Origin of the sequence: Grimontia hollisae CIP 101886, assembly GCF_000176515.1 — a bacterium.
GTDB classification, from domain to species: domain Bacteria; phylum Pseudomonadota; class Gammaproteobacteria; order Enterobacterales; family Vibrionaceae; genus Enterovibrio; species Enterovibrio hollisae.
Genome location: NZ_ADAQ01000012.1, coordinates 121,774 through 134,017 on the forward strand (window position 1 = coordinate 121,774; position 12,244 = coordinate 134,017).

13 protein-coding genes are annotated in these 12,244 nt (G+C 46.1%); 5 read left to right on the forward strand and 8 right to left on the reverse strand.

Annotation, left to right across the window (positions count from 1 at the left end):
* The first annotated feature begins 4 nt into the window (after positions 1 to 4).
* Genes VHA_RS11695 through VHA_RS11705 form a run of 3 tightly spaced genes read left to right on the forward strand, consistent with a single transcriptional unit; the run spans position 5 to position 3,253 of the window.
* Entirely contained in the window at positions 5 to 1,000 is a 996-nt protein-coding gene (locus tag VHA_RS11695) for a CobW family GTP-binding protein (RefSeq protein WP_005504553.1), read from the forward strand.
* Positions 1,001 to 1,034: 34 nt separating this feature from the next.
* Positions 1,035 to 2,234 carry an ABC transporter substrate-binding protein gene (locus tag VHA_RS11700; RefSeq protein ID WP_005504554.1) on the forward strand — a complete coding sequence of 400 codons (1,200 nt, stop codon included), beginning with the start codon at positions 1,035 to 1,037 and terminating at the stop codon, positions 2,232 to 2,234.
* 20 nt (positions 2,235 to 2,254) lie between these two features.
* The gene (locus tag VHA_RS11705) at positions 2,255 to 3,253 is read left to right on the forward strand and encodes a GntR family transcriptional regulator (protein ID WP_005504555.1); all 999 of its coding nucleotides are present in this window, start codon (positions 2,255 to 2,257) and stop codon (positions 3,251 to 3,253) included.
* Positions 3,254 to 3,352: 99 nt separating this feature from the next.
* Here the strand turns inward: VHA_RS11705 and VHA_RS11710 are convergent, their stop codons facing one another.
* The 3 genes from VHA_RS11710 to VHA_RS11720 all read right to left on the reverse strand — a co-directional run bounded on the left by VHA_RS11710 (position 3,353) and on the right by VHA_RS11720 (position 5,845).
* Positions 3,353 to 3,994, reverse strand: coding sequence for an IS5 family transposase (locus VHA_RS11710; protein WP_040528832.1), 642 nt, complete (start codon positions 3,992 to 3,994; stop codon positions 3,353 to 3,355).
* A 119-nt stretch (positions 3,995 to 4,113) separates the two neighbouring features.
* A complete protein-coding gene (locus tag VHA_RS11715; protein WP_226926500.1) occupies positions 4,114 to 4,767 on the reverse strand; it encodes a CAP domain-containing protein in 654 nt (217 codons plus the stop codon).
* Between the two features lie 388 nt (positions 4,768 to 5,155).
* Entirely contained in the window at positions 5,156 to 5,845 is a 690-nt protein-coding gene (locus tag VHA_RS11720; protein WP_005504557.1) for a hypothetical protein, read from the reverse strand.
* Between the two features lie 192 nt (positions 5,846 to 6,037).
* On the opposite strand from VHA_RS11720, the gene VHA_RS11725 reads away from it, so the two are divergent.
* Together VHA_RS11725 and VHA_RS11730 are read left to right on the forward strand one after the other, a co-directional pair.
* The gene (locus tag VHA_RS11725; protein ID WP_005504558.1) at positions 6,038 to 6,745 is read left to right on the forward strand and encodes a DUF445 family protein; all 708 of its coding nucleotides are present in this window, start codon (positions 6,038 to 6,040) and stop codon (positions 6,743 to 6,745) included.
* Between the two features lie 201 nt (positions 6,746 to 6,946).
* Positions 6,947 to 7,462, forward strand: coding sequence for a hypothetical protein (locus VHA_RS11730; RefSeq protein WP_005504560.1), 516 nt, complete (start codon positions 6,947 to 6,949; stop codon positions 7,460 to 7,462).
* A gap of 94 nt (positions 7,463 to 7,556) precedes the next feature.
* Here VHA_RS11730 and VHA_RS11735 read toward each other — a convergent pair whose 3' ends face one another.
* The 5 genes from VHA_RS11735 to VHA_RS11755 all read right to left on the reverse strand — a co-directional run bounded on the left by VHA_RS11735 (position 7,557) and on the right by VHA_RS11755 (position 12,225).
* Positions 7,557 to 9,296 (reverse strand): bifunctional lysophospholipid acyltransferase family protein/GNAT family N-acetyltransferase, encoded by a 1,740-nt coding sequence (locus VHA_RS11735; RefSeq protein WP_005504564.1) that lies wholly within the window; start codon positions 9,294 to 9,296, stop codon positions 7,557 to 7,559.
* A gap of 21 nt (positions 9,297 to 9,317) precedes the next feature.
* Entirely contained in the window at positions 9,318 to 9,743 is a 426-nt protein-coding gene (locus VHA_RS11740) for a YHS domain-containing (seleno)protein (protein WP_005504565.1), read from the reverse strand.
* 65 nt (positions 9,744 to 9,808) lie between these two features.
* Positions 9,809 to 10,564: an NRDE family protein gene (locus tag VHA_RS11745; RefSeq protein ID WP_005504567.1), complete on the reverse strand. Its 756-nt coding sequence runs from the start codon at positions 10,562 to 10,564 to the stop codon at positions 9,809 to 9,811.
* Positions 10,565 to 11,104, reverse strand: coding sequence for a DinB family protein (locus tag VHA_RS11750; RefSeq protein ID WP_005504569.1), 540 nt, complete (start codon positions 11,102 to 11,104; stop codon positions 10,565 to 10,567).
* Positions 11,105 to 11,148: 44 nt separating this feature from the next.
* Positions 11,149 to 12,225: an ATP-grasp domain-containing protein gene (locus VHA_RS11755; protein WP_172465046.1), complete on the reverse strand. Its 1,077-nt coding sequence runs from the start codon at positions 12,223 to 12,225 to the stop codon at positions 11,149 to 11,151.
* Positions 12,226 to 12,244 lie beyond the last annotated feature (19 nt).

Consider the following 12,244-nt stretch of genomic DNA (forward strand, 5'->3'; position numbering starts at 1 on the left):
ATTTATGATTCCTATTCATGTTATAACCGGTTTTCTGGGGAGTGGTAAAACTACTTTATTACAACAAATGGTAAATAGTAGTTTTTTTTCAAATGCTGCTTTGCTTGTTAATGAGTTTGGTGAAGTAGGTATAGATCATCTTATTCTAAATAAAATATCCAAAAACACTATTCTTTTAGATAACGGGTGTATATGTTGTAGTATATTATCCAACTTATCTGATGCATTAAATGATCTTCTCAACCAAAGAGAGAAAAAAATAATTCCAGCATTTGATAGAATCATTATAGAAACGACAGGATTAGCAGAGCCATCTCCAATCATTGCAACTATCACTCAATCTCCCATGCTAAAGCATAATTTTAAAATAGCATCTATCGTTACTGTTGTGGATTTGTCCATGCCAGAAATAGCAGATGATATCCATAACATATGGGTTTCTCAGGTATCTGCTTCAAATATCATCGTATACTCAAAATCAGATATATCAACCAAAACCTTAAGTGAAAGAATAAAGAAAAAAGTTTCTCAAATCACTTTGGATACTGAGTGTATAGATTCCTCAGAATCGGGAGCCATTACAGATCTTCTATCTTGTCGAGAGGATTTTTCTTCACTAAGCAAAGAATTCACTATTAAAAAAATAGCAACAATAGAAGTTCATAACAAGCCTAACTATGTTTCTACCAGTCTGAGTAATATACATACATTTTCAATAGAATATGACAGACAAATTTCTTGGTCAGAATTTGGACTTTGGTTGTCAATGCTATTAAATAGACACGGAAAGAATATTCTTAGAATTAAGGGAATTTTATCTATTGAAGGTCACACTAATCCTATCTCTCTTCATGGTGTTCAACATGTCATATATGATCCTGTAGAAATGGAAAAAAGCCAAATCCTGCCAGAAAATTCAGTTATAATATTCATAACCAATGGAATCACTAAAAAACAAATCACTGATTCAATTGAAAAAATGCTGAGTTTGGTCAACTAATCAGAATTGTCTCTGCAACCCATAAGGGATCAAAATGGGAAATGTTTCTCCTAGTATAATAAAAGGGAAAGTCACATTACGGGTACTTGGAACATCAGTAACACTGTTAGAAGAAATACGTCTCCAGGCAACCAAGGATTTGGGGATTAACTTTGAATATACAGTATTAGACGGCGTCGCTGCACAACGCCAAGGCGTACTTTATCCTCACAGCTATGACGTATACGATCAATGGTTTCAAAGTATTGATATGCTCTGGCCGGTGTCTGCCATACAACCTATTGATACAAAAAAAATCCCTTTGTGGCACGAAGTCAATCCGTTATCTAAATACGGGAAAGTGTCTAATACTTCATCGATAGGTACCGGGGGAATACCTGTCAACCGTTTGTATGTTCAGCAAGATAATTCTCTTTCCGCTCACCCTACACGGTTTATCAGCATGCTACCGTTGACACACAATGCAGACAGCTTTGGATACAGCCCCAAAGCACTACCAGCCAGACTACGCAGAAAAGAAGAAAGTTGGGGCTGGTTGGTGAATGAAGATTGGTCCGGTAAGGTTGGTATCCAAAACGACAGTTCAATTGGTGCCATCGACTTAGCATTGGCCGTGCAGTCTGCAGGATTGTTAGATTTTAAAGACATTGGTAACTTAACAGTCACAGAAATAGACAATCTCATCAACCTCTTGACTAAATTAAAAAAAAGAGGGCATTTTCGCTCCACATGGGATAGTGCCGCACAGGCCGAGGAGAACATGTTGACTGGTGGTGTGGCTATTGAAAGCCTTTGGTCGCCCAGCTACAACCATTTACGCGAGTTAAATGCAGAAATCATTGAAGCTTCTCCCGTAGAGGGTTATCGTGCTTGGTTCGGCGGTATGGCTATCTCTTCAAATGTTGAAGGGCGTATTTTGGATGCGGCTTATGAATACCTAAATTGGTGGCTTTCAGGTTGGGCAGGTGCAAAATTGGCTAAGCAAGGCTTTTACACCTCAACACCACATCTTTCAAAGAGGTACATGGAACCCGGAGAGTGGGATTATTGGTATGATGGAAAACCAGCACCCTCAATATTAACAGCCTTAGACGGAAATAATCTGATTGCTAAAGGCGAGGTGCGTAAAGGAGGAACCTATGAAGAACGTATGTCAAAAGTGATTGTGTGGAATTCAGTGATGGATGAGCATAACTATTTAATCAGACGCTGGAATGACTTTCTGAATGCTTAGTACAAGGAATGTGTTTCTTAATGAAGACTAATTCGCAACCTTTAAAAACACCAAGATATGTACTAATCAAAGAGACCATTCGTAACGCGATTGAAAGCAAGCAAATTGCCGCCGGGCAAATTTTATTGGAGTTTCCTCTCTCCAAATTATTTCACACCAGCCGTGTGCCCGTTCGACAAGCATTGGAGTTGCTACATACCGAAGGACTAATTAAAAAGCTCGACGGTAGGGGCTATCTCGTTACCAATGGTAAAGACAACCCACCTGCTATTCGAAAACAATTAAATGAATCAAACCTCGGTCTGGATCACAATGTTGATTTATTTGATAATCGCACTCCCTCTGAGAAAATATTTTCTGCTGTTGAATCAGCGATTACAGATTGTATCGCATTCGGTCATTTCAGAATTGTAGAAACAGATCTCATTAAATATTTTGGAGTAAGCAGTACAGTTTCAAGGCAAGTTCTCCTGAAATTGAAAGACATGGGACTGGTTGAAAAAGCAGATAATTCTCATTGGGTTAGCGGTCCTTTGACGTCTCAGTCTGTAACGGAATACTATGACTTGCGAATATTATTAGAACCAGCAGCACTTAGGAGATCTATACCTCATTTACGGAAAAGCGAATTGTTAGAAATGCGCAGCAAGTTAGTGGCATTGTTAACTGGTTCTTCTCAGCCCTTGATTTCTGATATCGAATCAATTGAGCGTGATTTACATTCTAAATGTCTATCTCATTCTGGAAACAGCAAGCTAATAAAGATTGTTAACCAAAGTCAAATACCTTTGGTTGTGAATCATAATTTCTATAAATTTTTTGGAACAAGTAACTGTAAAAAATCAATATCTGAACATCTCGATATTCTTAACCATCTTATAAATAATGATATCGAGGCAGCCGCAGAAAGTTTGGAAGTACATCTGAAATCTGCAAAGTTAAGAACATCCCAACGTCTTAAATCATTGGCTGTATGCCCAGAGCCAAACCTTCCGCCATATATTAAAAGGATTGTCTAATCTGGCATACGATAGGGTAGCAAGAACAAGGAGACTCTTCAGCGGCCTTGTTGATCAATTCCAATCAATGGACGCAGTAGTGCCAAGCGTTGCCGTCGTTTATTCAGTTGTCTGACGAACAGGCATACCTAGCCTGAGCATTTTGTTCAATACCGCTACCCCAGCCATAATTTCTCCTACTTGCGCGTTGTAATTTCGGAAACTCAATTTCTCGCTAAGAAGTTGCTTGTAACGATAGACAGCTGTCTCTGACAGAGAGCGCTCGTGATGGCTATCGGCATCAACCGCAAAATGGGATTTGCGCCACTCTCGTCGCTTTTCTTTTCCGTGTTTGTGTACTTTCCATTCCCCTTCACCAAATACCTTTAGGCCCGTGGCGTCGATAACGACATGCCTAATGGGTCCTCGACTCGGCAGTCGGTAGTCCACGTCAACCGTCTTTGCCCGCTTGCTGATACAGGTATAGTCAGGGGATTGAATGTCTACGTCCATCAAGCGGAACACTGAGTTAATAAACCCTTCCAATGCTCGAAGAGGGAGTTTGAAAACGCCTTTTATCATCAGGGCAGTGCTAATGGCTGAATCACTGTAGGTATTACTTCGACCGCGACGACCTGTGGGTGTCTTGTTGTACCATTGTTTGATAGCGGTGTTGTCAATCCAAAACGTCAGCGAACCACGTTGAGTTAAGGCGTGATTGTACTGTTTCCAATTGGTGATTTTGCCCTTTACTTTACCCATGATGCGACCTGATGAAGGGGATTTAATGATCAGATCGCACAGAGCTTGGATGGTTCAATCCGATTTAGGCAACAACGCCCTCTTCAGCGCACAGGGGATTTTCATGCAAGCGCTAACCATTATTGGTTTCTGGGCGCCGCAAACGCTTGGGTCCAATATGTTCTATAAGTAGCATCGGCATTCTTTACCAAAGCTGCGCCCATCTGGGTGATATATGGACTCATGATATTTTCACAATGTCCCTGGCTGTTCATCCAAACATTCATGACAGCATTAATATCCACGTACCCGGCAGCGATATTCTCTGCCATTGCATAGAAACGGTATCCTGTGTCTGCAATCCTTTGACTGGCTGAAGAGTTGTCTGAACCCGTGTGGCTGAAAAAGTTGTTGTTAGCCATGTCGCTGGAATGGCGGAATGCGGCTGCTTCCAGGTTATAATCCCAAGTTAACGAGGGCACTGGAGGCATGGGTACACCCCCACAGTTTTGTGGCTTTGCGCGTTCCATATTCACGGCGTTCAACATTTGTTCCGCAAAGCTTGTTTCAGGATTAAGCTCAACAGGTTTTAAGCCCTTGGTATCTTCTGAACCCCCGGTTGCTGAACCGTTGTCGGATATGGCATTTTCAGATCCAGGGCGTTCTCCGTTACTTCCGATCGCTAAAACAACACCGTTACCATCACTCGTAATGGCTGATGATTCAGAGCTTTCATCACCACACCCAACAAGAATAAACGCGTAGCATAGAATAGGATACGTTGATTTCATCATAATAAGCCTAAATATTGTGGGAGAGTTGTTAATAGTTTTAAACAAAGAAGATGCTAACGATAAATCACCCATCTGTTCAATGTGGGAATAAAAAATTTGGATTTTTCTGACATCACACTAACAAAAGCAATATTTACGAATCAATTGAAAAAATACAAAATAACTTATTAATCATAAAGTTAATCAATAGAAATATAGTTTTATTACTTACTCATTATAAAAATAAACACAGAAAACTTTATTTCAGAATATTCGACATCCATTCCATTACATCAACATAACTTGTTAATACGTACGATTTTTTGTATTGGGAACAGGTTAAAAACAGAACGCGCTCAAGGCGTTACCTGTCGTCAGAAAATAATGAGGATAATCCGAAAAAAAGCAATCAGATTGGAAAAAAAGTCATAGAGGCGACGCCATGCACCACTTGGTTAATGTGTCGGTTGGTACTGTCAGAAACCATTTTGGCCATCATGTCCTGAATCACAATCATTTTGGCCAGCAAACGTTCGTAGCTGTAATTAGGGGTACCGTCTGCCGTAACACCATTGCTCAATAGCATATATTCACCATCTCTGTTCTTACGTGTATTAAGCAACCACGCGACGGTTTCAAGATTTCGGGCGCTGTTGTAGAGCTTTTGCTGGTCAATATCGTCCAGAAGATAAAACTCGAGCTGGTTGTTGTAGCTTGCACTGATCATCCCAGTGATCCCCACCATCAGGGCAAAAACACGGTCCCCCTGAAACGCTTCTGAAAATGCCAGGTGAAGAGCGTCTATTCCATCCAAGCCATTGAGCTCTGCATAACCCTCTTTGGGCCGCGCCACCGTCATAAACGCTTCGAGACGCTCTGCCACTGTCATGTCTGACACTTTAGCCAGTTCGCGGGGGTTACGTTTGTAAAGCTTCACGGTAAGTTCACGGATCGCATCGCGGATTTCCAGGATATGGATGTCCGTGATCAGATCCATGTCAGATTTGGCGAGGTTTTTAAATTCAAACGGGCGATTGTTTGCACTGCATGCTGTCAATGACAGTATCAGCAGCGCCGCCACCCCAACGCGAAACACCATCCTGATTCTTCGGTTACTCAATCAACGTAATGAGTGTAAGTTGAGCATACTGTTGTGGCAAATGCCGGTGTTTTAACTCTGGGTTGTGTCTCTCTTCCCGGCAGGTATCCCGTTCAACAGTGCATGTTGTTCCTCACGCATGACTTGTCTAAAATCACCGCCACTTCCCAGAATGTAAGTTGAGCAAAAACAATGAACAAAAGCTTTTTGACCAATCTTATCGCAGTGGCGGTTTTCGCCGCAGGTTACTACTTTGAACAACCTATCGCCCTTTACGGCGGATTGTTTGCATTGTCCGGTTCACTGACCAACCAGCTGGCTGTACATATGTTGTTTGAGAAAGTACCCGGGCTTTATGGCTCCGGCGTTATACAGGCACGTTTTGAAGCCTTTAAACTTGGCATCAAGTCATTGATGATGGACCAGTTTTTCACCAAGGAAAATATTGATCGTTTCCTGAATAAAGAGGTATCTGGCGGCGCAACAATGAGCCTGGAACCCGTCATTGAACACATCGACTTTAACCCCGCGTTTGATGGCCTGATCGACGTAATCAATAACAGTCCATTCGGCGGCATGCTGGTAATGATGGGTGGCGCTGAGGCACTGGCACCCTTACGCCAACCGTTTGTGGATAAAATGAAAACCACCGTGGTGGAGATCACCCAGCAGGAAGACTTCCGCGACGCATTGAAAAACCAGATTGAGCAGCCGGAGATGATGGGAGATATCACCGCAAATATTGAATCTGTGATTGAACAGCGTCTGGATGAACTGACCCCAGATATGGTGAAAGAGATCGTGCAAAAAATGATCCGCGAACATCTCGGCTGGCTGGTGGTTTGGGGCGGTGTTTTTGGAGGGGTGATTGGCGTAATTTCTGCGCTGATTTCGGCCTGAATATCCTTTATACCACGCTTTTTCGGCACCTTCGGGTGCCGTTTTTGTCATTCCAGTTGGGTACAGTTCACAAATATTTTATCGCACTGCCAAAAGCCGCCCAGTTCCTCACCTTTCCCGTCAATTCACGCCTACACTGAAACCCAGACATTTTGTCGCAAGCTTGCTACTGGTGAGCGCTTTAAAATACGGAGTGACCACATGGCTAAATCCAACACATTCATCACGCTGTCTGCATTGAGCGCAGCCTTGTTTACCACCTCAGCGTCTGCCCTGATCCTTCCCATTTCTTTAGGTGCCGACGCAGGTATCACTGACGTGAAATACAAAGGCCGCAGTGCGACCGGTTACTTTTGGGCCATCAATGGTAGGCTCCACTTAAATGACTTCACCAGCATATACACCGGCTATGGCGAGACAACCGCAGATATCCCGGATCAAAACGGCGTTGATCAGGATTTTACGTCGACATCTATTCCGCTCGCCCTACAAGTGAGTCTGCCTATCGTGATTGGTGATGTCTACGTACGTGGCGGCGGTAACTATTATGACAACACGTATGCCAACGAAACGGAAGATGGATGGGGCCTGCTGGGCGCTGTCGGTATTAACCTGTCCCCCGGTGTAGGTCCCGGGCTGGCCGTAGAATTGACTTACCGCGATGCTGGAAGTGCGGAAACCAGCTCTGTCGGCGTAGGGGCCAGCCTGCGTTTCTGACAAGTTGTCATCAATGGTAAGCATTCACCATAAACGCAAAAGCGCCTGAACAGCCGGCGCTTTTTTCATGGGCATTTGATTGATGGACAACATGTTATTGGTGATGGTCGAGGTAGGTTTCTGCCTGCGCTTTCCCCATATAACGACCCAGTGTTTTGGCGGGTACATTACGTAAATCTACCGTGATCAGGCCATCCAGTGCATTGTTAAATGCCGGATCCACATTGAAGCATACCAGCTTGCCGTTTAGCCCAAGATACTGGCGAAGCAAAACAGGTACGCCCAGTCCGCGGCTCATGCGGCTGATCACTTTTGACAGCAATTGCAAGTCGCCCAACCCCGATAACATCGACGTATGCCAAGGCATGGGTTCTGTGCTTTCAAGTGGGGTTGTTGGCGAGACCAACTGCGCAATGTTCTCGTCGTAATGGTGAACACTCAGGGTTTCCGCCAGCAAGCGGCGTGCAGTCAACGGGTAATCATTACTGATACTGACGGGCCCAAACAACATGGTGATATTTGGGTGCTTACTCACATACACCGCTATACCTTTCCAAAGCAGCAGCAGTGCTGACAGGCTGCGTTGGTAGTGTTGGTCTATGACTGAGCGCCCCATTTCCAGCGAATTCCCCATACTCTCAACAAAACGTTCGTCGTATTGGAACAAGCTGCGTGAATAAAGCCCATCCAAGCCTTTGCCGGTAACGATTTCCTGCACTTTTCCCAGTCGGTATGCACCAACCAGCTGACGGGCTTTCCTGTCCCAGATGAACAGGTGCAAATAATAACTGTCATAGTCGTCAAGATCACAGGCTAACCCCGTGCCCTCACCGACAGCCCGGAAATTCACTTCCCGCATCCTACCAATTTCCTGGAGGATCACTGGAATATGGATACTTTCCGTGCAATAGACATCGAATTCATTCGAGGACAGCAGTTTCGCCTCTGGTGACAGGCTTGCCAGTTCGTGCTCAATCGCCAAAACAGGCTGCGGTGGGATGATCGACGCGCCTGTCTGCTCCTGTACATCCGCCATCGGGGCTTGTTCACGGTTAAGTAAATAAGTGTTCAGCCTGAGATAACTCACCAATGCGTCGTCGCTGTCAAATGCCCGGCATTCATTCCATGAAATGGGCTCGCCAATGGCAAGCGAAATAGCATCGCCCCGTTTGTTGAGCAATTCCCGGGCTAACATGGCCGTACGAAGCATCGGGTGAATGCGCCCTGCACGGTAAAATTTACGGCTATTCTGGCCACCAATATAAACCGGCAACGTTGTCGCTTTGTGTTTCTTGACCAGAGCCGCTACTGACCGGCTCCAGGTTTTGTCATTCAGTTGCCCGTTTTCGTCAAATGTCGACACTTCGCCTGCTGGGAAAATCAGCAGGAGTCCCCCTTCGCTGATATGCTGGTGTGCTTCACGAAGGGCGCGCAGGTTAGCCTTGCGGGCACTTTCCCCTTCAAACACATCAACACCGATAAAGATGTCGCTCAACTCTGGTATTCGTTTGAGGTAATAATTCGCCAGCACTTTGACATCCGGGCGGACCTGGCGAAGCAATTTGGCAAGGATAACGCCTTCTACGCCACCAAGTGGGTGATTGGCAACCACCACGGTACTTCCCAACTCAGGGATATTGCTTAGCTTTCCCGAAGAAACCGCATAGTCGATGCCAAGCACATCAAGTGTGTAGGAGAGAAATGCGTCCGTCTCTATTCCTTCAGGACGGCGACGGTAGTGCTTATCCAACGTCCGTAAACCGGTCAGCGATTCAACGGCTTTTTCCATCACACCAAACGGCGTTTTCCTTGGAAGTTGAAAGGGACTGATCATGCATCGCTCTCCTAGGGTCGCTTAACGTTTCGCCCAGTTTTTGTCACCCAAATTAATAAAGCCAGGGATATCTTGTTCCCATGTCTTTTGCACTGAGCCGTTATAGTTCAGATACAGCTTGTCATCGACAATCGCCCAAAACTCCGGGTCACCCGGCGCCAAATCATCTTTTTCAGCAATCGCCCATGCACAGTGACCACCATACTGTGGAGCATACTTTTCAGGGTCAGCCAAAAACTTGTCGAGGTTTTTCTGGCTGGTAAACAACCAGTCTGCACCTTGGTATTCCGTTTGAAATGCCGATTTACCTTTGACAGGTTTGCCATCAAAGAAAGACACTGTGTCATATCCACTTACCGCTTTATTGCCAAACAAGCCGGTATAGATATCCGCTGCAAACGTCAGCGGGGAGAACAACAAAGTAAGTAGTAACAATACGCGAGACATCTTTCACTCCTTTATTAAGCACAAGTTTGCTCGCCAAATAAGAACCAGACTGGACAGCAAAACTTTCACCTTTTTTCGCTCGCCACCAGAAAAAGGCTTCCCCTGTTACGCAATAAGTTTTTCAGCACGGCCGGGCCGTTTTGACAAAGTGGCCCATCGACATAAATCATTTCCATGGTTTGTGGCGATACTTTCAAATGGGTAAAGCTCACCGTATTGGCGTCTTCCCGGTGCATGCAGACAGATTTATACCCCGCTTCGGGAACATGGCTGCGATGAAATGCCCAGGCTTTCTCCACCGTTTTGGGTGCTGTCATGATGGCGTTATATGCCTCGCGACGGGCAATCATCACGTCCTGAAACGCGATGGATGAGGAAATCATGGGCTCACTGCTGGGGCGTTGTGTCAACACATGCCCATCCCACTGAAACGCAATCACGTGGCCATGAGAGGCACAAAGATCCGGCGCGAAAACCAATAAGGTGAAAGGTGCATATGACCCCATGTGAAGGCTATTGAGCTTATGCACCACATCGGACACTCTGGGATATGATGCGAGCATTTTGACCAGCAATCCCCGGCTGATCAGGGGAAGCTCTGGAATATCTCCCTGATAGTAGTTAAGCAAACACAATGACAAACCATGCTGGTTGGTGGCAATCCAAGTACCTCCGCCATCAGGATCCACTGGCATCAGGAATTCAGTACCGTCTTCACACATTTTTTGTGGGGGGATGGCAATCGCCCTCCCCTTTTGTTCATCACGGTTAAAGAAAACTTCGTACCCGTTATCATGGAGCAACCAGCTAACAGTACACATTCATTTATCCCCGCGGAAATGACTGAGTGTGGCAGGGGCAAAACCAAAGGTTTCTGCTACCGGAATGTCTTGCGCACAAAGGCTGACACGGACTAACGCGAAGTGGTGCACGGCATGGCTGGAAGCAAATACCAGTTCACGGCCAAGGGTGGATGTTGATGTTGCCGCCACCTGACGGTTTAGGCTCACTTCATGCCGAACATCAACAACATCCGCCATATCTGTGTCAGTGAGCCCCTCCAGCCATCCACATATTTGTTGCCACTCCGCAATGGCGACATTGCGGTCAGTTTCAACCGGGTGTGCACGGCGACGCGCGTCATAATTAATACCCTGTACCGAGGCTGCATGAAACAGATCTAAAATGTGGCGCATATGCTGGCCGATAGAACTTTGCAGATAAGGCGCCGCCACAAAGTTATACTGCTCATAAGATAGCTGGTGTAAAAGCTCAAGTGCTTGCGCCGCCACATCTAACCCGCCTTCTACCTCAACAGGAAGTGGCACACTCAATGATGGCTTGGCGTCTGTTGCAAACATGGTATCCCCTCAATGTAACTGCAGTGTTTTGATTGTGCGTTGTTTTAGTCGGTGGATGGGTAATCGCGCACCAGTGACTTTTCCTTTCGCCAGGCATGGTATAAATCCATCAGCGACGGTACCTTATGTCCAGCTTGTCGCTGCAGGTTGCCGATCTCAAACAACATGCGGTACTGTTCCATCAAGGTGCTGAAAGCACTCTTGATGGTTGCGCCGCGATCCCAGATATGGGCCGCCTCGCTGCTGGCACCGTTCACTTCCAGCAGCACAAAATCCTCCCCCCGCATCAGGCTGTTGATATCGCGGAATTTCAGGTCGATTCGCCCATAGTGAAAACCGGGAAAGTCATCAAAAATTTCATCCAGTTGCTCAACCAATGCATCGCTGATGTAGCGGTTGCCATCGCGGAAAATGGCACCGCGACTATGACTGCCCGCAAACGCCAGGCGAACGGTTTCGCCCTTTGCCGGCACCCAATCCAGTTTGTTCTGGTGACGCGCCATATACAGATGCGCCAGTTTCCCTGCCCGGGCATCGTCTTTAATCAACTGCGCAAGGTGGCTTTCGCCATCACCTATCACAAACGGGTTGTATTTGAGGGTCATAGAGAAAACCCGGCCTTTTTTCTGACCGGGATAGCGCACGTAAAACACACCGGCTTCCGCGTTATAAGGGGCTTTTTCCTGAAGCATCAAACGCGCGCCGTTAGGAAATAAACGCAGGTATTCATCCAGCTCACCCCGGTTTTCTATCAGGCGCACCCCCGCGCCCCGGCACCCTAAATCTGGCTTGGCAACAACAGGAAATCCGAGTCCGGCAGTGTGAAGAGCCGCTAACGCCTGATGGGCTTGCGTTTGCGGCGGCATCGTGCTTTTTTCCCACATGATATATGGCATAATCCAGCGCTTGGCCTTGTCTCCGGCCAGTGACAATATGGCATCTTTGGACTCCCCCACCATGCCGCTGAGCGCAATGCCAGGGTTGACTACCAATGGCAAGCCCAAACTCCGGTACTTCAGTCCGTGCCATAACCATTGCAGGGCAACGGGCGTATAAAACACCCAGCTTGGCCAAAACTCAAAAAATGAGACGGGTTTGCCACTCATGTCGAGCGGTGGCATACCGTGATTAACGGGTAGA